21 protein-coding genes are annotated in these 19,888 nt (G+C 69.3%); 6 read left to right on the top strand and 15 right to left on the bottom strand.

What is annotated here, in order from left to right; translation table 11 throughout:
* Nucleotides 1-17: 17 nt before the first annotated feature.
* Together C7H75_RS26320 and C7H75_RS08150 are read left to right on the top strand one after the other, a co-directional pair.
* Nucleotides 18-1,130: a lytic transglycosylase domain-containing protein gene (locus tag C7H75_RS26320; protein ID WP_013415396.1), complete on the top strand. Its 1,113-nt coding sequence runs from the start codon at nucleotides 18-20 to the stop codon at nucleotides 1,128-1,130.
* A gap of 23 nt (nucleotides 1,131-1,153) precedes the next feature.
* Nucleotides 1,154-2,290, top strand: a complete 1,137-nt coding sequence (locus C7H75_RS08150; protein WP_013415395.1) for an Mrp/NBP35 family ATP-binding protein — start codon at nucleotides 1,154-1,156, stop codon at nucleotides 2,288-2,290.
* A 74-nt stretch (nucleotides 2,291-2,364) separates the two neighbouring features.
* Here the strand turns inward: C7H75_RS08150 and tatB are convergent, their stop codons facing one another.
* From tatB to sigE, 4 genes are all read right to left on the bottom strand, one after another.
* Nucleotides 2,365-2,769 carry a Sec-independent protein translocase protein TatB gene (gene tatB, locus C7H75_RS08145; RefSeq protein WP_013415394.1) on the bottom strand — a complete coding sequence of 135 codons (405 nt, stop codon included), beginning with the start codon at nucleotides 2,767-2,769 and terminating at the stop codon, nucleotides 2,365-2,367.
* Between the two features lie 72 nt (nucleotides 2,770-2,841).
* The gene (locus tag C7H75_RS08140) at nucleotides 2,842-4,338 is read right to left on the bottom strand and encodes a S1C family serine protease (protein ID WP_013415393.1); all 1,497 of its coding nucleotides are present in this window, start codon (nucleotides 4,336-4,338) and stop codon (nucleotides 2,842-2,844) included.
* Nucleotides 4,339-4,416: 78 nt separating this feature from the next.
* Complete coding sequence (locus tag C7H75_RS08135; RefSeq protein ID WP_022594862.1) at nucleotides 4,417-4,779, bottom strand: cupin domain-containing protein; 363 nt, start codon at nucleotides 4,777-4,779, stop codon at nucleotides 4,417-4,419.
* Nucleotides 4,780-4,797: 18 nt separating this feature from the next.
* A complete protein-coding gene (gene sigE, locus C7H75_RS08130; protein WP_005514455.1) occupies nucleotides 4,798-5,472 on the bottom strand; it encodes an RNA polymerase sigma factor SigE in 675 nt (224 codons plus the stop codon).
* 271 nt (nucleotides 5,473-5,743) lie between these two features.
* Between sigE and C7H75_RS08125 the strand changes: the two genes are divergently transcribed.
* On the top strand, nucleotides 5,744-6,376 hold the full coding sequence (locus C7H75_RS08125; protein ID WP_005514457.1) for an O-methyltransferase: 633 nt from the start codon (nucleotides 5,744-5,746) through the stop codon (nucleotides 6,374-6,376).
* Between the two features lie 3 nt (nucleotides 6,377-6,379).
* Here C7H75_RS08125 and glgC read toward each other — a convergent pair whose 3' ends face one another.
* Nucleotides 6,380-7,594 (bottom strand): glucose-1-phosphate adenylyltransferase, encoded by a 1,215-nt coding sequence (gene glgC, locus C7H75_RS08120; protein ID WP_022594859.1) that lies wholly within the window; start codon nucleotides 7,592-7,594, stop codon nucleotides 6,380-6,382.
* Nucleotides 7,595-7,694: 100 nt separating this feature from the next.
* On the opposite strand from glgC, the gene glgA reads away from it, so the two are divergent.
* Nucleotides 7,695-8,867, top strand: coding sequence for a glycogen synthase (gene glgA / locus C7H75_RS08115; protein WP_069856071.1), 1,173 nt, complete (start codon nucleotides 7,695-7,697; stop codon nucleotides 8,865-8,867).
* Here the strand turns inward: glgA and C7H75_RS08110 are convergent.
* The 10 genes from C7H75_RS08110 to dapE all read right to left on the bottom strand — a co-directional run bounded on the left by C7H75_RS08110 (nucleotide 8,840) and on the right by dapE (nucleotide 17,313).
* A complete protein-coding gene (locus tag C7H75_RS08110; protein WP_069856072.1) occupies nucleotides 8,840-9,694 on the bottom strand; it encodes a putative RNA methyltransferase in 855 nt (284 codons plus the stop codon). The two genes, glgA and C7H75_RS08110, sit on opposite strands and share 28 nt — an antisense overlap.
* Nucleotides 9,695-9,829: 135 nt before the next feature.
* Nucleotides 9,830-9,997: a DUF3117 domain-containing protein gene (locus C7H75_RS08105; RefSeq protein ID WP_003931055.1), complete on the bottom strand. Its 168-nt coding sequence runs from the start codon at nucleotides 9,995-9,997 to the stop codon at nucleotides 9,830-9,832.
* 150 nt (nucleotides 9,998-10,147) lie between these two features.
* Nucleotides 10,148-10,720 carry a DNA-3-methyladenine glycosylase I gene (locus C7H75_RS08100; RefSeq protein ID WP_005514462.1) on the bottom strand — a complete coding sequence of 191 codons (573 nt, stop codon included), beginning with the start codon at nucleotides 10,718-10,720 and terminating at the stop codon, nucleotides 10,148-10,150.
* Entirely contained in the window at nucleotides 10,717-11,046 is a 330-nt protein-coding gene (locus C7H75_RS08095) for a DivIVA domain-containing protein (RefSeq protein WP_005514464.1), read from the bottom strand. Before C7H75_RS08095 ends, C7H75_RS08100 begins: the two co-directional genes overlap by 4 nt.
* Nucleotides 11,047-11,095: 49 nt before the next feature.
* Nucleotides 11,096-12,019 carry a glucosyl-3-phosphoglycerate synthase gene (locus C7H75_RS08090; protein WP_005514465.1) on the bottom strand — a complete coding sequence of 308 codons (924 nt, stop codon included), beginning with the start codon at nucleotides 12,017-12,019 and terminating at the stop codon, nucleotides 11,096-11,098.
* A complete protein-coding gene (gene folP, locus C7H75_RS08085; RefSeq protein WP_005514466.1) occupies nucleotides 12,016-12,942 on the bottom strand; it encodes a dihydropteroate synthase in 927 nt (308 codons plus the stop codon). The genes C7H75_RS08090 and folP overlap by 4 nt, the downstream gene beginning before the upstream one ends.
* 29 nt (nucleotides 12,943-12,971) lie before the next feature.
* Nucleotides 12,972-14,753, bottom strand: a complete 1,782-nt coding sequence (locus C7H75_RS08080) for a long-chain-acyl-CoA synthetase (RefSeq protein WP_106851194.1) — start codon at nucleotides 14,751-14,753, stop codon at nucleotides 12,972-12,974.
* An 83-nt stretch (nucleotides 14,754-14,836) separates the two neighbouring features.
* Nucleotides 14,837-15,397 carry a cytokinin riboside 5'-monophosphate phosphoribohydrolase gene (log, locus tag C7H75_RS08075; RefSeq protein ID WP_005514468.1) on the bottom strand — a complete coding sequence of 187 codons (561 nt, stop codon included), beginning with the start codon at nucleotides 15,395-15,397 and terminating at the stop codon, nucleotides 14,837-14,839.
* On the bottom strand, nucleotides 15,391-16,197 hold the full coding sequence (locus tag C7H75_RS08070) for an LOG family protein (protein WP_084922570.1): 807 nt from the start codon (nucleotides 16,195-16,197) through the stop codon (nucleotides 15,391-15,393). The genes log and C7H75_RS08070 overlap by 7 nt, the downstream gene beginning before the upstream one ends.
* 18 nt (nucleotides 16,198-16,215) lie before the next feature.
* Nucleotides 16,216-17,313, bottom strand: a complete 1,098-nt coding sequence (gene dapE / locus C7H75_RS08065) for a succinyl-diaminopimelate desuccinylase (protein WP_005514470.1) — start codon at nucleotides 17,311-17,313, stop codon at nucleotides 16,216-16,218.
* Nucleotides 17,314-17,429: 116 nt separating this feature from the next.
* Here dapE and dapD point away from each other — a divergent pair, with 116 nt between their 5' ends.
* The gene (gene dapD, locus C7H75_RS08060) at nucleotides 17,430-18,383 is read left to right on the top strand and encodes a 2,3,4,5-tetrahydropyridine-2,6-dicarboxylate N-succinyltransferase (protein ID WP_041674042.1); all 954 of its coding nucleotides are present in this window, start codon (nucleotides 17,430-17,432) and stop codon (nucleotides 18,381-18,383) included.
* Nucleotides 18,384-18,393: 10 nt separating this feature from the next.
* Nucleotides 18,394-19,788: an amino acid permease gene (locus C7H75_RS08055; protein ID WP_064076038.1), complete on the top strand. Its 1,395-nt coding sequence runs from the start codon at nucleotides 18,394-18,396 to the stop codon at nucleotides 19,786-19,788.
* The last annotated feature ends 100 nt before the right edge of the window (nucleotides 19,789-19,888 follow it).

Genomic DNA, 19,888 nt, shown 5'->3' with positions numbered 1-19,888 from the left:
AAGGAGGGGTCTGAAGAGTGCGTGTGCGTGGAATTCTCGGAACGTCGTCCCTCGTCCTCGCCGGAGTCGTGACCGCAGCGGCATCGATCGGAGGCGTTTTCGACACCTCGTCTCCGGAACCGGCGTCGCCGGCCGCGGCCGCGGCTGTGTCTTCGTCTTCGTCTTCGACCACGACCGAGGCGCCGGCGGCGCAGGCCGCGATGGTCCCCACCGTCGGACTCGTTCCCGCCGCGCCCCGGCCCGAACGGCAGCTGCGCACCGCCAAACCGGCGCCGGCCCCCACGCTCCCGGACCCGACCGCGCTGCTCGCGGGAGCCGCGCCGCGGTCGGTGCCGGTCCCCGTGGTCGTCGGGCCGCTCGGCATCCCCGAGATCGTCCTCAACGCGTACCGCTCGGCAGAGTTGGCGATGGCGGGCGCGCAACCCGGATGCGGCCTGCAGTGGAACCTCCTGGCGGGAATCGGCAAGATCGAATCCGGACACGCCGGCGGCGGCCAGACCGACGCCGCGGGCACCACGGTGACGCCGATCCTCGGTCCCACCCTCAACGGCCACCTGGCCGGCAACGAGATCATCACCGACACCGACCGCGGCGCACTCGACGGCGACCCGGTGCACGATCGGGCGGTGGGCCCGATGCAGTTCATCCCGAGTACCTGGGTGCGCTACGCGTCCGACGGCAACGGCGACGGCGTCGCCGACCCGAACAACGTCTTCGACGCGACGCTGTCGGCCGCGCGGTACCTGTGTGCGGGCGGATTGAATCTGAACGACCCGTCCCAGCTGACGCGCGCGGTGCTCCGCTACAACAACTCGTCGACGTACATGGCGAACGTGCTGTCGTGGTCGGCCGCCTACCGGACCGGTGGCACGCCGGCCCCCGCCGTTCCGGTCGCCCCGGCACCACCCGAGCGTTCCCCCGACACGGAGGCGGTGGCCGAGGCCGCGCCGACGCCGGCTCCGTCGCCGACCGAGCCCACGACGACCCCGGCCGCACCACCCGCCGAGCAGCCGGGGGCGACCGTCCCCGCCCCCATGCCACTGCCGACCGTTCCGGGTCTGCCGCAGCTGCCCTGCCTCGTCTTCTGCCCACCGCCGGCACCCGCGCCGACGCCGGGGCCCGCCGCATAGTGGGTGCCGCTTAACATGGGGGCATGGCAGCCCTGACCGAGACCGCCGTCCGCACCGCATTGTCGAAGGTGCAGGACCCCGAGATCCGTAAACCCATCACGGAACTCGGCATGGTCAAGAGCATCGACATCGGCGACGACGGCAGCGTCGACGTCGGCATCTACCTGACCACGGCAGGATGCCCCCTGCGCACCGAGATCACCGAGCGAGTCACCAAGGCCATCGCGGACGTCGAGGGTGCCGGCGCGGTCCGCGTCGAACTCGATGTGATGAACGACGAGCAGCGCACCGAACTGCGGCGCTCGCTGCGGGGCGACTCCACCGAACCCGTGATCCCGTTCGCCCAGCCCGGATCGCTCACCCGCGTGTACGCCGTCGCGTCCGGCAAGGGTGGCGTCGGAAAGTCCAGCGTCACAGTCAACCTCGCGGCCGCGATGGCGGCCAAGGGGCTGTCGGTGGGTGTGCTCGACGCCGACATCTACGGTCACTCCGTCCCCCGCATGCTCGGCACCGACGCCAAGCCCACGCAGGTGGAGCGGATGATCATGCCGCCGCAGTCGCACGATGTGAAGCTGATCTCCATCGCCCAGTTCACGCAGGGCAACACCCCGGTCGTGTGGCGCGGACCGATGCTGCACCGCGCCCTGCAGCAGTTCCTGGCCGACGTGTTCTGGGGCGATCTCGACGTGCTGCTGCTCGACCTGCCGCCCGGCACCGGCGACGTCGCCATCTCGGTGGCCCAGCTCATCCCGGGCGCTGAGATCCTCGTCGTCACGACTCCGCAGCAGGCGGCCGCCGAGGTGGCCGAGCGGGCCGGAGCGATCGCGCTGCAGACGCGTCAGCGCATCGCGGGTGTGGTCGAGAACATGTCGTGGATGGAGCTGCCGGACGGCACCCGGATGGAGGTGTTCGGCTCGGGCGGCGGCCAGGCTGTCGCCGACCGTCTCACGAAGGCCGTGGGCGCCACGGTGCCGCTGCTGGGTCAGATCCCGCTCGAGCAGGCGGTCCGCGAGGGCGGCGACGCCGGGCTCCCGATCGTCCTCGGTGCCCCGGACTCCCCCGCCGGTACCGCGCTGCGCGACATCGCGGACAAGCTGTCGGTGCGTTCGCGTGGCCTCGCCGGTATGTCGCTCGGGATCGACACCGTCCGCCACCTCTGACCCGGGACCGCTCGTAGCACAAGAGCCGGATCGCGTACGCGATCCGGCTCTTTGCGCTGCTCTCCCGGCGGAGGTCAGGTGGCGTCGGGGTCGACCGGCGGCCTCTCACCGGCCGCGAGCGGCTTCGACTCGGGTGCGGCGGCCGCGGACCCCGGGGCGCCGGTCCCGTTCCCGAACGGCTTGCCGTCGAAGGTTCCCTTGAGCACCGAGTCGTCGCCGTCCAGCAGATGCTTGGTGATGACGGCGCGCGGGGTCATGCCGCGCAGTTCGTTGAGGTCGGCGAGCGGCTTGCGGAGATCGTCGAACTCCGGGCCCAGTTCGTCCTTGAGCTGTTGGCTGGCACCGCTGGCGTAGTCGCGGACCTGCCGGATCGATTTGGTGACCCAGCTGACGGCGCCGGGTAGCCGCTCGGGACCGAGGATGACGAGCGCTGCGATGAGGAGCACCATGAACTCGCCCCAGCCGATGTTGCCAAACACGGGTTCAGAGTACGTGTCCGCACGCGGACCCGCTCGTGCGATACGTAAATTTCACATACGCGACGCGTTCCGTCAGTCCGATGTCGGGGTCACTTCCACGTCGACGGACCGTCCGGACCGGAACAACTGCACGGTCACCGGCTTGCCGACCTCTTGGTCGTGCACCGCGACGATCAGTTCGTCGGCGCTGGACACCGACCGATCCCCGACCTTGACGATCACGTCGCCCTCGACGATGCCGGCCTTCTGCGCGGGGCTGTCCGCCTGCACGTTCGCCACCTCGGCGCCGCTGGTCGCGTCGTTGATGACGGTCCGCGCATTGACGCCGATCTCGGGGTGGTGGACGACTCCGTTGCGGATCAACTCCTGCGCGACCGCCGTGACGTCGTCGATCGGAATCGCGAAGCCGAGACCCACCGACCCACCGCTCTCCGAACGGATCGCCGAGTTGATGCCGATGACCCGGCCGTCCATGTCGATCAGCGGGCCACCCGAATTGCCGGGGTTGATGGCGGCGTCCGTCTGCACGGCGTCGATCACCGCATCGGTGTCGGTGCCCGCACCGTTGAGCCGGACGGGCCGGTTGAGGGCGCTGACGATTCCCCGGGTCACGGTTTTGTTCAGCCCGAGCGGTGACCCGACGGCCACGACGTCCTGGCCGACCTGCACCTCCGAGGACTTGCCGAGATCGGCAACCGTGAGGTTGCGCGCGTCGGTCTTGAGGACCGCGAGGTCGGTCTTGATGTCGCGGCCGACGATCTGCGCCGGCACCTTGGTTCCGTCGGAGAACGTCACCCGGATCGTCGCGCCCTCCGGGGCGGTGGCGGCCATCGAGATGACGTGGTTGTTGGTGACGATGTATCCGGCGCCGTCGACGACGACGCCCGAGCCGGTGCCCGACTGCTCGCCCTGGGCGACCTGGATGGAGACGACCGACGGCAGGACCGCGTCGGCGACCGCCGCGATCTGTCCCACCGGTTCCTCGCCGTCGTCGCCCGACTGCGACAGCGTCACGCTGCGACTGGTGAGGCTGTCCCGATCCGACGTCGCCGCGATTCCGATGAGCCCACCGACGAGCCCGATCGCGAGCGCGAGCGCCGCCAGCCCGGCCAGCGCCTTGCCCTCGACGTGGCCGCCGAGCAGGACGTCCCGCACACCCAGTTTGGGTGCGTCGGGCATCCGGGCCGGACCGTCGCCCGCCTCGGCGGGCGCGCCGAGGCGCACGGGTGCATCGGGATCGCGCCACGGATCGGCGGGAGTGTCGTCGGCGGCCGGGATCTCGACCACGGGTTCGGGTGCGCGCTGGATCGAGTCGGACTCGCCGTCGGGGCGGCCGAAAGCCTCGGCCAGCACCGGGTCGGGTCGTCCGACTCGGATCGGGGACGGTCCACCGGCCCGTGGATCGGCGGCGCGGACGAACGAGCCGGTGACGTCCGCGGGACGACCGAAGGCGTGCGTGGCGGCCGGATCCACCTCGGGGCGGTACACCGGGCGCGGGGCCAGACGCGGCCCCTCGGGTCGATCCGATCCGGCGTCCGCCGCTCCGGGCGTCCTCGAGTCAGCCGTCACGCGCGTGTATCCCCCTCGTGTGCGTCGATCACGGATGCCAGTATCGCCGATTCGGGCGACCGCGCGGGTCGCGGCACGTCAGCGCCGACGGCGGAAGGGCCAACGCCGGGCGATGTCGCTGTCGCGTTCGAAGGAGATGATCCCGGGCACGGAGTCCTGCCGGGGCGCGGGATCGGGCTCGGCCGGATGACACCGGGGAATCTGGCTGAGGAGGCCGAGAAGGGAACTCGGCATCGACACCTCGGAGGCGGCGCGGCGCAACGCGATGCGGGCCTGCTGCTGCGCCTCCACCTCGGCCGCGCAGTCCGGACACAGCGCCAAGTGCTGCGACGCGCGCAGATAGGCGTTCATCCGCAGCTCGCCGTCCACGTACGACGCGATCGCTTCGCTCGCAAGGTGCTCGGTAGAGCCGAACTGACGAGGTCTGCGCGCCTGCGTCATCAAACCCTCCTGCATTGCCTACCCGACACCGATCTGGTCGGCATCAACCTTTCCATTCGCGGCGAGGTGCTCACGCAGCGCCTGTCGTCCACGATGGATCCTGCTGCGAACAGTACCCAGCTTGACGCCCAGTGTCGCACCGATCTCCTCGTACGACAGGCCCTCGATGTCACACAGGACCACGGCGGCGCGGAACTCCGGCGCGAGCGAGTCCAGCGCGGACTGCAGGTCGGGGGCCAGCCGGGCGTCGTGGTAGATCTGCTCGGGGTTGGGCGAGTCGGAGGGGACGCGGTCGTAGTCCTCCGGCAGCGCCTCCATGCGGATGCGGTTGCGGCGGCGGACCATGTCCAGGAAGAGGTTGGTGGTGATGCGGTGCAGCCAGCCCTCGAACGTGCCGGGCTGATAGTTCTGCAGCGATCGGAACACGCGGATGAAGGTGTCCTGGGTGAGATCCTCGGCGTCCTGTGCGTTGCCGGAGAGCCGGTAGGCCAGCCGGTAGACCCGGTCGCCGTGCTCGCGAACGAGCTCGTCCCACGACGGCATCGCGGACTTGTCTCCCGTTGCGTCGAACGCGGCGGTGCCCGTCGGTTCGGTCACGTCCGCGTCGATGCCGAGCGCGGACACACCTGAATCTGTGCCCGCCGCGAGCGTACGGTCGGCGGTGTCGGTGTCGATGCGTTCGGCATTGATCATGTGGATGGGTGGATCCTCCTACTCAGGACCGCTGATCACGAGACACGGAATTCTGCCGGTTCAACTCCCGAGAACGAGAAATTGTTCCCGACGATCCGCGGTTGCGCGATCTTCACGCCGTGCGGTCTAGTCGTCCGGCGATGAGATCACCCTCTCGCACCTCGATATGTGGCGAATATGAGCAACCTGAGCGGCGCCTGAGAATCTTGCCGGGCGCGGACGCGAGCGAGCCTCGGCACCGCGCAGGAACGGCCCGGCTAGCCTCTATTGCGTGCTCACCAACGCCGAACGAATTCTCACTCACACCGAGGACACCATCCTCGAGGACGAGATGCTCGCCACCGCGCGCGATCGCGCCGTGGAACTCGGCGCAGCGCCCGTGCCCCCGCCCGTGGGGGCGGCCCTCGCGCTCTTCACCAAGATGCTCGACGCGAAGACGGTCGTCGAGGTCGGGACGGGCGCAGGAGTGAGTGGTCTGTGGCTGCTGCGGGGCATGCGCGAGGACGGCGTGCTCACCACCATCGACAGCGAGCCCGAGCACCAGCGCGCCGCCAAGCAGACGTTCCGGGTCGCAGGCGTGGCCCCGTCCCGCACCCGGCTGATCAACGGCCGCGCCCTCGACGTGCTGCCGCGGCTCGCCGATTCCGCGTACGACCTGGTGTTCGTGGACAACGCCCCGGCGGATCACCCGCACTTCGTCCGCGAGGGTGTGCGTCTGCTGCGCCCGGGCGGCGTCATCGTGCTCCACAACGCGCTGCTCGGCGGTCGGGTCGCCGATCCCGGCCAGCGCGACGCGGCGACGGTCGCGGTGCGCGAGGCCGCGCGCGCGATCGCGGACGACGAGCGCCTCACCCGCGTGCTGTTCCCCATCGGCGACGGCCTGCTGTGCGCCGCCCGGCTCTGATCGCTAGATCCAGACGCCCTTGCCGATCGTGACGACGCCGCCGTTGCTGACCGCGAAACGCTGACGGTCACGTTCGAGGTCGACGCCGATGATCTCGCCCTCACCCACGACGACGTTCTTGTCGAGGATGGCGCGACGCACCACGGCGCCCTTGCCGACGCGCACGCCCGGCATCAGGACGCTGCCCTCGACGGTGGCGCCGTCCTCGACCATCACGTTGGAGCTCAGTACCGAATTGCGAACCGTCGCCGCGGACAGGATGGATCCGGCACCGACCACCGATTCCTGTGCCAGACCGCCCTTGACGAACTTGGCCGGCGCGAGGTTCTCGGCGCCACCGCGGATGGGCCAGCGCCGGTTGTAGAGGTTGAACACCGGGTGCACCGACACCAGGTCCATGTGCGCGTCGTAGAACGCGTCGATCGTCCCCACATCGCGCCAGTACCCGCGGTCCCGGTCCGTGGCACCCGGCACCACGTTGTTCTTGAAGTCGTACACCGAGGCGACCCCGGCGTCGACGAGCGCGGGAATGATGTCCCCGCCCATGTCGTGGTCGGAGTCCGAGTTCTCGGAGTCGGCCCGGATGGCGTCGACGAGAACCTTCGTGGTGAACACGTAGTTACCCATCGACGCGAAGGTGACGTTGGGATCGTCGGGGGTCCCGGGCGGATGCGCCGGCTTCTCCAGGAACTGAGTGATCCGGCCGGATTCGTCGCTGTCGATGCAGCCGAAGGCGTACGCCTCGCTGCGGGGCACCCGGATGCCGGCGACGGTGACGCCGGCGCCGGAGTCGATGTGATGCTGGACCATCTGCTCGGGGTCCATCCGGTACACGTGGTCGGCACCGAAGACGACGATGTACTCGGGGTCCTCGTCGTACACGAGGTTGAGCGACTGGAAGATCGCATCGGCACTGCCCGTGTACCACCGTGGCCCGAGCCGCTGCTGCGCCGGGACCGGGGTGATGTACTCGCCGGCGAACCCGGATAACCGCCAGGTCTGGGAGATGTGCCGGTCCAGGGAGTGCGACTTGTACTGGGTGAGCACGCAGATCCGCAGGTAACCGGCGTTCACGAGGTTGCTCAGCACGAAATCGATGAGCCGGTACGCGCCGCCGAAAGGGACGGCGGGCTTGGCGCGGTCAGCGGTGAGCGGGTACAGGCGTTTACCCTCGCCACCGGCGAGCACGATCCCGAGCACATGTGGCTGACTCCTCACACCAGTCAACCTATCCGGCGTCCACCGGCCGCCGCCAGCGTTGCAGGCAAACGCCCGGCGCCGCTGGCCGGAAACGGGTTCCGGCGGTTACGTTTAGCCGGTGCGGGTCGCGATGATGACGAAGGAATATCCCCCGGAGATCTACGGCGGCGCGGGTGTCCACGTGACCGAGCTGGTCTGCCACCTGCGCGCGCTGTGCGAGGTGGACGTCCACTGCATGGGCAGGCCGCGCGACGGCGCCGTCGTCCACGACCCGGACGCGGACCTGTCCGCCGCCAATCCCGCCCTGCGCACACTGTCGGCGGAGCTGCGGATGGCGAACGGCGCGGGTGGCGCCGACGTCGCACACTCGCACACCTGGTACACCGGTCTCGCCGGGCACCTCGCGGGCGCTCTCTACGACATCCCGCACGTCGTCACGGCGCACTCGCTCGAGCCGCGTCGGCCCTGGAAGGCCGAGCAGCTGGGTGGCGGATACCGGATCTCGTCGTGGTCCGAACGCAACGCGATGGAACACGCCGACGCGATCATCGCGGTCAGCGCCGGAATGCGGGCCGACGTGCTCGACACCTACCCGGCGATCGATCCCGCCCGAGTGCACGTGGTGCACAACGGGATCGACACGGACGTCTGGTACCCCGGCCCGGCAGACGCCGGCGCCACCTCGGTACTCGCCGCGCACGGCATCTCGCTCGAGCGGCCGATCGCGGTCTTCGTCGGACGCATCACACGACAGAAGGGACTTGCCCACCTCGTCGCCGCCGCGCACCGGTTCGATCCCTCGATCCAGTTGGTGCTGTGCGCGGGCGCGCCCGACACGGCGGAACTGGCGGAGGAGACGGAGCGGGAGGTCGCCCGCCTCGCCGCGGCGCGAGACGGAGTGTTCTGGATCCGCGACATGCTACCCACCGCCCAGGTACGCGAAATACTTTCCGCCGCGACGGTTTTCGTGTGCCCGTCGGTCTACGAGCCGCTGGGGATCGTGAACCTGGAGGCGATGGCGTGCGCCACGGCGGTGGTCGCCTCGGACGTCGGCGGAATCCCGGAGGTGGTGCAGGACGGTGTCACCGGACGCCTCGTGCACTACAACTCGTACGAGGTGGAGGCCTTCGAACACGCGCTCGCCGACGCGGTCAACGCGGTGGCCGCCGATGCCGGCGCGGCAGCACGAATGGGCCGTGCGGGACGCGCCCGTGCAACGGCCGAGTTCTCGTGGGCCCGGGTGGCGCAGCAGACGCTGGAGGTCTACCGGGACGTACTCGCTCGCCGATAGCTCGAGACCACGACCGACGCGGTCACCGGGAACTGTTCGGGCAGAGCGGCGATCGCCCCGGCGCGCCGCTCGGGGGGCAGATGGCGAGCGGAGGGCCCCATTCCGACGAGGTGGTCGACGTCGCGATGCGACAGCGGCATGGTGACCTCGACGGGCGTGCGGTGGACCCGCTCGAAACGTCCCGCCAGCGTCTCGCCGAGGCGCTCGACCTTGCGGTCGTCGACGCGCACCATGCCGAGCAGGTCGACCAGTTCGCGCAGGTGGCGGTCGGTGGGGGTGAGCACGACGAGGACTCCGCCGTCGCCGAGGACGCGGTCGATCTCGGCAGCGTTGCGCGGCGCGAAGATCGACAGCACGTGGGTGAGGACCCCGTCCAGCACCGGCAGTTGCCGCCACACGTCGGCGACGACCGCCGCGGCCCGCGGGTGCGATCGCGCCAGCCGGCGCGCCGCCGGTTTGGAGACGTCCAGTCCGATACCTCGAGCGGTCGGCGCCGCATCGAGCACGCGGGCGAGATAGTGACCGGTTCCCGCGCCCACTTCCAGAATCCGCGGTTCGACGTCGTCCGGGGTGGACTGCACGACAGCGTCGGCCACCGCCGCCATCAGCGGGTCGAAGTGACCGGCGTCGAGGAATTCGCAGCGGTCCGCAACCATCTCGGGGCTGTCGCCGGTGAACTTGCTGGGGGCGCCGGTCAGCAGCGTGACGTAGCCCTGCCGGGCCACGTCGAAGCTGTGGCCACGCGGGCAGACCAGGGTCCGATCCACCGGGTCGAGCCCGTCACCACACTGAGGGCACGCGAGGAGCGCACTCACATCCGCCAGCACCGGTACCGCCGTGCCCTTTCCGCCAGATCCGTCGTTCGAGCCACCGCGCGACGATCGCCACACAGGCATCGGCCGGGTTGTCTCACTGACAATCGTGAGCCGACCCGGCCGAGACACCGCGGAGGGATGCACCGATCAGCTGGTGACACCCTTGAGTTCGTCCCCCAGCGCCGCAGCCTCTTCCGGGGTCAGTTCGACGACCAGACGTCCACCGCCCTCGAGTGGAACCCTCATGACGATTCCTCGTCCCTCTTTGGTTGCCTCGAGGGGACCGTCCCCGGTCCGGGGCTTCATGGCCGCCATCCTCTGCTCCCTCCAAATCTGCGCCGGACTCCGCTAGCGCCTCGGGTTACCGTTTGCCCCGCCAGCAATTAGCGAGGCTCCTGGTCCATTCTTCCCTATCGAGTGGGTTGCCGGGTAGCTGAGGCACAAAACCCCTCGAATCCGGCGCCCTCACGAGCCCGGTTCGACCCAGCACGACGCGAGGTGATCGTCCACCATCCCGGTGGCCTGCATGAGCGCATACGCAGTGGTAGGGCCCACGAAACGGAAGCCGCGACGCTTCAGCTCCTTCGCCATCGCCGTGGACTCGGGGGTGACGGCCGGAACGTCCTCGACTCGGTCCAGGCGCCTGGCGCGCCGCGGCGGTGCGAACGACCACAGCAGCGTGTCGAGGTCCGTGCCGGACAGGTCGAGGACGGCGCGCGCGTTCCCGATGACGGCCTCGATCTTCGCGCGGTTGCGGACGATCCCGGCATCGCCCAGCAGACGTTCGACGTCTGCCTCGCGGTAGACGGCCACTCTTTCGGGGTCGAACCCGTCGAAGGCCTTCCGGAACGCTTCGCGCTTGCGCAGGATCGTGATCCACGACAGTCCCGACTGGAACGCCTCCAGGCACAGGCGCTCGAACAGCTCGTCGCGGCCGTGCAGCGGCTGCCCCCACTCGAGGTCGTGGTAGTCGGTGTAGAGCCGGGAGCCTGCGGAGTCGACCGCCCACGGGCAGCGCGACCGCTCGTCGAGCGTCATCGTGGCACCTCCGGGTCCCCCGCTTGGCCGGCGGCACCGGCACCCGCGTCACGGGCCGCCAATTGTGCTCGCAGCGAGTCGATTTCCCGACCCAGGCGGTCCAGCGCCCAGTCGACCTCGCTCGCCTTGTAGCCGCGCAACGTCTGCTGGAACCGCAACGCCTTCACGTCCGCCGCGGTGACGTCCTCCGCAGGCAGCACCGTCGCGGTGGTCCCCGGCGGCAGCGGCGGCAATTCCTCGGAACGACCGAACACGGCGCTCGCGCCGAGGAAGAGCAGGCCACCGACGAGCACCATGACCAACAGGTAGATCAGGACCGTCAGCATGCCCCGATCCTGTCACGAACCCCCGACACCGGCCGTCAGGAGTGAGCGGTCACGGCCGGACCGTGCTCATCGGCGGCCGATCGGCCAGCGAAACGTCCGTGTACGCCGGCACGAACGAGTCGCCGTCCACCAGGAACTGGGTCAGTCCGGCACCCGTGTCGTCGACGCCGCAGCGCCGCAGCATCGTGCCGATGATCTGCCGGCTCATCACCCCGAGTTCGGACAGCGGCCGGTTGCGGTGCTTGCGCACCCCCAGGTTGACCTGGCCGATGGCGCCGAGGCCGAGGCGGTCGTAGGTGTCGAGCAGCAGTCCGATCTCGACCCCGTAGCCGGGCGCGAACGGTACCGACGACAGCAGCTCGCGAGTACCGGCGTACTCACCGCCCAGAGGCTGCAGAACGCACGTGAGTTCGGGGCGCAGCGCCGCCAGCATGGGTCGGGCGACCAGTTCGGTGACGCGTCCACCGCCGTTGGCGTCCTCGGTGCCGCTGACTCGCAGCGGCCGGCGGTAATAGCCCTTGACCAGGTGGATGCCGTCGACCGTGAGCAGCGGACCCAGCAACTTCGGGACGAACGCGGGGTCCGGTTCCACGAGGTCGGAGTCGACGAAGGCGATCAGGTCTCCGGTGCTCGCGGCAATCGACCGCCACAGCACCTCCCCCTTGCCCGCGACCGGAGGCAGGCCCGGCACGGCGTCCTCCCGGCTGATCACCGTCGCACCGGCGGCCGCGGCCCGCTCGGCCGTGGCGTCGCTCGAGCCGGAGTCGAGCACGATCAGTTCGTCGACCAGGCCTCCCAACAGCGGGTGGATGGTGTCGACGACTCCGGCGACGGTCTTCTCCTCGTCGAGCGCGGGCAGAACCACGGACACGGTCCGTCCGGCCTTGGCGCGCTCGAGCTCGGCGATGCTCCACTCCGGGTGATCCCAGCTGTTCGCGTCCGTCCACGTGCGTGACGCCTCGGTGATGCTCATGCCAACCCCCGTACGGTGCGGACGGGCTGCCGTGTTCCCATGATCGCGGCGACCATGTCGACCACCCGACGGGTCGAGGCAACCTCGTGGACGCGGAACACGCGGGCGCCGCCGGCCGCCGCGAGAGCGGTGGCCGCCAGAGTGCCCTCCAACCTGTCCGCCAGTTCCACTCCTAGAGTCTCCCCGACGAAATCCTTGTTGCTCAGGGCCATCAGGACAGGCCATCCGGTGTTAACGAGATCTTCCACGCGGCGCAACAATTCGAGTCCGTGGAAGGTGTTCTTCCCGAAATCGTGAGTCGGGTCGACGAGGATCGAGTCGGATTTCACCCCCAGCGCGGTGGCGTGCTCTGCCGCTCGCACCACCTCGTCGACGACGTCGGCGACCACATCGGCGTACCGCACGCGATGCGGCCGCGTACGCGGGACCGCGCCCCCGGTGTGCGAGCAGACTATGCCGGCGCCCAGTTCCGCGGCGACCTCCACCAGACCCGGGTCCGCGCCCGCCCACGTGTCGTTGATGAGGTCGGCGCCCTCGGCGCACGCAAGGCGCGCGACCTCGCTGCGCCACGTGTCGACACTGATGATGACGTCCGGATAGCGCGCGCGGATCGCCTCGACGAACGGGACCACCCGACGGGTCTCCTCGGCGGCGTCCACCAGCGTGCCCGGTCCGGCCTTCACCCCTCCGATGTCGACGAGGTCCGCCCCCTCGTCCACCGCGCGGTCGACGGCTGCCATCGCCGCTTCGTCGGAGAAGGTCGCGCCGCGGTCGTAGAACGAGTCGGGGGTGCGGTTGACGATCGCCATGACGAGGGCACGATCGGTCGCGACCGGCCTGCCGCACAACGTGGGCAGGACGTGACCGGGTGCCCAGGGGGCCGAGGTCACCGAATCGTTGTCGGAGGCGGGGCGCGGTGCCATGCCCCCATGTTCGCATGACCGACGTCTCACTACGCCCCGGGAGCGGTCCCGTCGGCCACCTCACGCACGTACCCGTCGTACGCGGGCCGGTATCCGTCCCTACGACCCGCCAGCACGTAGAGCCGCTCGACATCCGACGAGTACGCCTCCTCCCGCAGTTCCACCTTGCGGCTCTTGAACGTCGAGGTCGTCTCGAGGGAGTCGACGACGCGCACGAAGAGGGGGACCGCATACGACGGCAGCCGGTCGAACAGGTGCGCGGCCAGCCGGGCACCGTCGAGTTCGTGTCCGTCCCGGAGCGTCACCGCGGCCATGCCGGCCTTGCCGTCCGCGCCCGGGACCGCGACGCCGTACACCACCGACTGCTCGATCGCCGGGTGCGCCGACATCGCGCCCTCGACCTCGGTCGTCGCGACGTTCTCCCCCTTCCAGCGGAAGGTGTCGCCCAGCCGGTCGACGAAGGCGACGTGCATGAAACCCTGGTCGCGGACGAGGTCACCGGTGTCGAACCAGCAGTCGCCGTCCTTGAAAGCGTCTCGGACGAGCTTGCTTTCGGTGGCCTCGGGGTCGGTGTAGCCGTCGAAGGGCGCCCGGTCGGTGACCTTGGACAGCAGCAGGCCCACCTCGCCGACGCGGACGCGGCGCAGCCGCCCGTCCTGCGCACGTCGTGCCCGCCCGGTGTCCTGGTCGTACTCGACCACCGCGTGCGGCAGAGGGCAGACGCCGGCGGTGCGCTCGACGCCGAGCGCGTTGACGAACGCGATGTTGCATTCGCTGGCGCCGTAGAACTCGGCGACGCGGTCGATCCCGAAGCGCTCGGTGAACTCGGTCCAGATCTCCGGCCGGAGCCCGTTACCCACCATGAGCCGAATCCCGTTGTCGCGGTCCGACGGTCGCTCGGGTTGGTTGAGCAGGTAGCGGCACACCTCGCCGATGTAGACGAACGCGGTGGCACCGTTGAGCTTCGCGTCGTCCCAGAATCGCGACGCGGAGAAGGCACGGGCGATGGCGAACGTGGCACCCGACGACAGGACCGACGAGAGCGAGACCGTGAGGGCGTTGTTGTGATAGAGCGGAAGCGCGCAGTACAGGGTGTCGTTGCGGCGCAGCCGGACTCCCATCGCCCCGAGCCCGGACATGCTCTTGAGCCACCGGAAATGGCTCATCAGACTGGCCTTGGGCATCCCCGTCGTGCCGGACGTGAAGATGTAAAACGCGCGCTCCTTGGCCTGGATCTGCTCGCACACAGCAGGATTCGACGGGTCGGCACTTTCGGCGAGCTCGTCCAGCTTGCCCGCGGACAGCACCGTGTCCCCGTGCGGCGCCCCCGACAGCGACGAGATCGCCTCGTCGCACTCCTCCCCCACGACGAGGACCCGACTGTCGAGCAACGACAGGCTGTGTGCGAGGACCTCGCCCCGCTGATTGTGGTTCAGCATGCCGGCGACGGCACCGAGTTTGACGGCCGCGAGGGTGAGCAGCAACGTCTCGGGACGGTTCTTCATCAGGATCCCGACCACGTCGCCGCGCTCGACGCCCTGCTGGACGAGCACGTCGGCGTAGCGGTTCACCCGCTCGTTCGCCTGCCGATAGCTGATCGAGGCCCCGTCGAACCGGATGAACGGCCGATCCGGCTGGCGTCGCGCCAGGTCCTGGAAGACACGGCCGATGGATTCGCGCGCATCCGGCTTGCGGGTGAGGCCGAGTGCGCCGCGAGCCAGGCTCGGAATCTCCGTCGCCATGCGTGGCAGTTGCAGCGCCAACTGCACCAGACCGATCGTCGAAGCGGCGGCGTCTGAACTCATCGGCATCCTTGTCGGGAGGGGACGGGTCGTTTCTTACTTCACAGTAACCTTTGTGACCCGTCCCCGGAACCCCTGGAGCGGCACCGCTTTCACCCCGCGCACGCGTCCAGTGCCGTCTCGACGTCTCCCGTCACGATCAGACCGTCCAGCGCACGTTGCGCCACGAACCCTTGCGGCTTCAGGCTTTCGAGCCACTCGAGCAGGCCCCGGAAGTGATCGACGGGGTCGAGCATCACCACCGGCTTCTCGTGCATCCCGAGGTATCCGGCGGTCCACGTCTCGAACAGTTCCTCGAGCGTGCCGATACCGCCGGGCAACGTGACGAAGGCGTCCGCCCGGTCCTCCATGATCTTCTTGCGCTCACGCATCGTGTCCGTGACGATCAGCTCGTCGGCGTCGACGTCCGCAACCTCCTTGTGCACGAGCGCCTTCGGGATCACGCCGACGGTCCACGCGCCGGCCTCACGCGCCGCAGTGGCGACAGCGCCCATCATCGACACGTTGCCGCCGCCGGAGACCAGCTGCCACCCGCGGCGCCCGATCGCCGCGCCCACCTCGGACGCCAGCCGCAGGAACTTCTCGTCGACGGGCCCGGACGCGCAGTACACGCACACGGCGAACTTCCCGGCAGTCCTGTCCTCGTTCACCATTCGTCCTCGTCTCCCAGAAGTGCGGCCTCGTCCACGCCCTGCTGCGACTCCACGACGATGCGGACCACCTCGTCGATGCTGTCGGTGACGTGGATGAGGTCGATGTCGCCGGGCGAGATCTTGCCGGACCGTTCGAGGGCACTGCGCAGCCAGTCCATCAGCCCGGACCAGAACTCCGTCCCGACCAGGACGATCGGGAATCTCGTGATCTTGCGCGTCTGGACCAGGGTGAGCGCCTCGAACAGCTCGTCCAGCGTCCCGAACCCGCCCGGCAGACAGATGAACGCCTGCGAGTACTTGACGAACATCGTCTTGCGCGCGAAGAAGTACCGGAAGTTGATGCCCAGGTCGACCCAGTCGTTCAGGCGCTGCTCGAAGGGGAGCTCGATGCCGAGCCCGATCGAGTAGCCCCCGTTCTCGCTGGCCCCGCGGTTGGCTGCCTCCATCACCCCCGGGCCGCCGCCGGTGATGACCGCGAAGCCGGCGTCCACCAGTGAGGCAGCGAGGTCGTGCGCCGTCGCGTACTCGGCGGAATCCTCGGGTGTGCGGGCCGAGCCGAACATCGTGACCGCACGAGGCACCTCCGCGAGCGCCCCGAAGCCCTCGATGAACTCGCTCTGGATCCGCAGGACCCGCCACGGGTCGGTGTGCACCCAGTCGGTCGGTCCACGCTGATCGAGCAGTCTGCGGTCGGCGTTCGTCGACTCGGCCTTGCGATCGCGCCGCAGCATGACCGGACCGCGGTGTTTCACCGTCGAACTGTCGGGTCGGGCGGCGCCGGTCTTCCTGTCAGGTGCCATGCGGCCCAGGCTAGGCGTTCACGCACTCAGGTATCCACGCAGCACATGCGCCACGTCGGTGATCTGCTGGACCGGCACGTGCTCGTCCCGCTTGTGCGCGAGGTTCGGGTCGCCCGGGCCGTAGTTGACCGCCGGGATCCCCAGCGCCGAGAACCGGGAGACGTCGGTCCAGCCGTACTTGGCGCGGAACTGCCCGCCCGCGGCGGCGATCAGTGCGGCCGCGGCGGGGTTGGCGAGTCCCGGCAGCGCGCCGGGCGAACTGTCGGTCACCTCGAACCCGAGTTCCAGGCCGGCCAGCGCCGACGCGTCGAACACCTCGCGCACGTGGTCGATCGCCTGATCGACACTGCGGTCGGGCGCGAACCGGAAGTTGACGTCCATTTCCGCGGCGTCCGGCACGACGTTGCCGGCCACCCCACCCGAGATCCGCACCGCGGACAGGCCCTCGCGGTAGACACACCCGTCGATGTCCACGGACCGGGCCTCGTACGCCGACAGCCGCTCGAGCACGGGGGCGAACTTGTGAATGGCGTTGTCGCCCAGCCAGGATCGGGCCGAATGCGCCCGCACGCCCGACGTGCTCAGCCGCACCCGGAGGGTGCCCTGGCAGCCCGCTTCGATGAGTCCGCCGGTGGGCTCGCCGAGGATCGCGACGTCGGCGCGCAGCCAGTCCGGCAACTCGCGTTCGATCCGGCCGAGACCGTTGTACTGTGCGGCGATCTCCTCGCAGTCGTAGAACACCAGCGTGAGGTCGTGCGCCAGGTCGGCGACGGTCGCCGCGAGGTGCAGGAACACCGCGTCACCGGACTTCATGTCGACGGTGCCGCAACCGTGCAGCAGATCGCCGCGCTCGTCCACCGTGCGCCGGCTCGGGACGTTGTCGGCGATCGGCACGGTGTCGAGGTGGCCGGCCAGCATCACCCGACTGGGCAGGCCCCGGTCGGTGCGGGCCAGCACGGCGTCGCCGTTGCGGATCACCTCGAAGCCCGTGGTCTGCTCCCGCAGCGCCTCCTCGACCGCGTCGGCGATTGCGCGTTCGTCGTGCGACACGCTCGGAATGTCCACGAGCGCCGCGGTGAGATCGATGGGGTCGGCATGCAGATCGAGGAGACTCACGTCTCCAGGTTAGGCGCTGCCACCTCCGCGCCCCCGACCGGTCGGAACGCGCGCATGATCACAATCGGACTCACCGGGCAGGAAGCCTGCCGCCGACTCGCGTAACCTGTGCACCCGTGAGTGCACAGGGAGCATCTGCAGTAGGCGTCGCCAACGTGACCGAGTCGGGCACGGTCCTCGACACCTGGTACCCCGCCCCCGAACTGGGCGAGTACGAGGACAACGGAACCGTCGCGCTCGAGGGCACCGACATTCCGTCGGACCTCGCGCTGCTGGCCGGTCACGACGAGGCCCGTGAGGTCAAGCAGGTCGTGGTCCGCACCACGATCACCGACCTGTCGGCCCCGCCGGTCGACGCGCACGACGCCTACCTGCGTCTGCATCTGCTGTCGCACCGTCTGGTGCAGCCGCACGGCGTGAACCTCGACGGCCTCTTCGGCCTGCTGGCCAACGTCGTGTGGACCAACTTCGGCCCCTGCGCGGTCGACGGTTTCGAGCTGGTCCGCTCCCGCCTGCGCATCCGCGGCGCGGTCACCGTCTTCGGCGTGGACAAGTTCCCCCGGATGGTCGACTACGTCGTCCCGTCGGGCGTGCGCATCGCCGACGCCGACCGGGTCCGCCTCGGCGCCCACCTCGCGAGCGGCACCACCGTCATGCACGAGGGCTTCGTGAACTTCAACGCCGGCACGCTCGGCAGCTCGATGGTCGAGGGCCGCATCTCGGCGGGTGTCGTCGTCGGTGACGGCTCCGACGTCGGTGGCGGCGCGTCGATCATGGGCACCCTGTCAGGTGGCGGCAAGCAGGTCATCGCCGTCGGCGAGCGTTGCCTGCTCGGCGCCAACGCCGGCCTGGGCATCTCGCTCGGCAACGACTGCGTCGTCGAGGCCGGTCTGTACATCACCGCGGGCACCAAGGTCACCGGCCCGGACGGCACCGTCGTCAAGGCGGCCGATCTCAGTGGCCGGTCCAACATCCTGTTCCGCCGCAATTCCGTCTCCGGCGCCGTCGAGGTGGTGCCGTGGAAGGGCACGGGCGTCGAACTGAACGCTGCCCTGCACGCAAACGACTGATTCGGATTCTGTGAGCTCCACCGACACTCCCGTTCGACTAGGGCACGGCCTCAAGGTCCGTCATCTCACGATGATGGGCCTGGGGTCGGCCATCGGCGCCGGCCTGTTCCTCGGCACCGGTGTCGGGATCGCGAAAGCGGGCCCCGCGGTCCTCGTCTCCTATCTGATCGCCGGCTTCGTCGTCGTGTGTGTGATGCGCATGCTCGGCGAGATGGGCGCCGCTCTGCCCGCCAGCGGATCGTTCTCGCACTACGCGCGCATCGGGATCGGCGAATGGGCCGGCTTCGTCATGGGCTGGCTGTACTGGTTCATGCTGATCATGGTGCTGGGCGCCGAGATCACCGGCGCCTCCGCGATCGTCAACGACTGGCTGCCCGGCGTACCACAGTGGGTGATCGCGCTGGTGTTCGTCACCTTCTTCGCCGTCGTCAATCTGGCGAAGGTCAGCAACTTCGGCGAGTTCGAGTTCTGGTTCGCGGCCCTCAAGGTCGCCGCCATCATCGGCTTCCTCGTGGTGGGCGTCCTGCTGGTCTTCGGTCTGCTGCCGGACACCGATCCCGTCGGATTCACGAACCTGCTCGGTGAGGGTGGGTTCATGCCGAACGGGTTCAGCGGTATCGCGGCGGGCCTGCTGGTGGTCGCCTTCGCGTTCGGTGGCATCGAGATCGTCACCATCGCGGCCGCCGAGTCCGAGAACCCCGAACGATCGATCGCGACCGCCGTCCGCACCGTCATGTGGCGGATCAGCGTCTTCTACATCGGCGCCATCGGCATCATGGTTCTGGTCCTGCCGTGGAACGATCCCGAACTGCAGGACGGTCCCTTCGTCGCCGTGCTCGAGCGGGCGAACATGCCTTACGTCTCCGGGTTGATGGAACTGGTCGTGGTGATCGCGCTGCTGTCGGCGTTCAACGCGAACGTCTACGGCACCTCGCGGATGGCGTTCTCCCTCGCCCGGCGCAACGACGGGCCCGCGGCCCTCGCGAAGCTGTCCAAGACGGGCGTCCCCACCAACGCGGTGCTGCTGTCGGTGTTCTTCGGTTTCGTGAGCGTGCTGCTGAACTGGCTGCTGCCGGACGATCTGCTCGGCATCCTGCTCAACGCCGTCGGCGCGGCGCTGCTGGTGATCTGGGTGTTCATCGTCATCGCGCACCTGCGACTGCGCCCGAAGCTCGAGCGGGAGGGCAAGCTGACGGTCCGGATGTGGCTGTTCCCCTACCTGAGCTACCTCACGCTGGTCCTGCTGGCCGGGTTCGTGGTGCTGATGGCGTTCGACGAGGACGCCCGGAAACAGCTGATCTCCACCGCGGTGCTGTTCCTCGTGATCCTCGCGCTCGGGTTGCTCACGCAGCGGCACCGGGCGCGCAAGTCCTCGGCTCTCGCGGAGTCGGACGCCCAGCTGTAGCCCGCGGCATCTGTAGCATGCGCAATCCTCGGGCGAGTTCACACACTCCTTGTCGGCATCACACCCGCGTTCTGCAGGGAACAGGTGTGTGATGCCGGCA

Source organism: Rhodococcus (subgen. Prescottella) equi, from assembly GCF_003013675.1.
Lineage (GTDB): Bacteria > Actinomycetota > Actinomycetes > Mycobacteriales > Mycobacteriaceae > Prescottella > Prescottella equi.
Note: the sequence above shows the minus strand (reverse complement) of the source record. Positions and strands in the feature narration are given on the sequence as shown.

What these genes read in the sequence shown, in the direction of transcription:
- C7H75_RS08105 (WP_003931055.1), bottom strand. Translation starts at nt 9,997, where the DNA reads ATGGCGGCCATGAAGCCCCGGACCGGGGACGGTCCCCTCGAGGCAACC.
- log (WP_005514468.1), bottom strand. Translation starts at nt 15,397, where the DNA reads ATGGTGAACGAGGACAGGACTGCCGGGAAGTTCGCCGTGTGCGTGTAC.
- folP (WP_005514466.1), bottom strand. Translation starts at nt 12,942, where the DNA reads ATGGCACCGCGCCCCGCCTCCGACAACGATTCGGTGACCTCGGCCCCC.
- C7H75_RS08135 (WP_022594862.1), bottom strand. Translation starts at nt 4,779, where the DNA reads ATGACGCAGGCGCGCAGACCTCGTCAGTTCGGCTCTACCGAGCACCTT.
- C7H75_RS08100 (WP_005514462.1), bottom strand. Translation starts at nt 10,720, where the DNA reads ATGACGCTCGACGAGCGGTCGCGCTGCCCGTGGGCGGTCGACTCCGCA.
- sigE (WP_005514455.1), bottom strand. Translation starts at nt 5,472, where the DNA reads ATGATCAATGCCGAACGCATCGACACCGACACCGCCGACCGTACGCTC.
- C7H75_RS08070 (WP_084922570.1), bottom strand. Translation starts at nt 16,197, where the DNA reads ATGGCACCTGACAGGAAGACCGGCGCCGCCCGACCCGACAGTTCGACG.
- C7H75_RS08095 (WP_005514464.1), bottom strand. Translation starts at nt 11,046, where the DNA reads ATGCTGACGGTCCTGATCTACCTGTTGGTCATGGTGCTCGTCGGTGGC.
- C7H75_RS08080 (WP_106851194.1), bottom strand. Translation starts at nt 14,753, where the DNA reads ATGCCGATGAGTTCAGACGCCGCCGCTTCGACGATCGGTCTGGTGCAG.
- C7H75_RS08150 (WP_013415395.1), top strand. Translation starts at nt 1,154, where the DNA reads ATGGCAGCCCTGACCGAGACCGCCGTCCGCACCGCATTGTCGAAGGTG.
- C7H75_RS08090 (WP_005514465.1), bottom strand. Translation starts at nt 12,019, where the DNA reads ATGAGCATCACCGAGGCGTCACGCACGTGGACGGACGCGAACAGCTGG.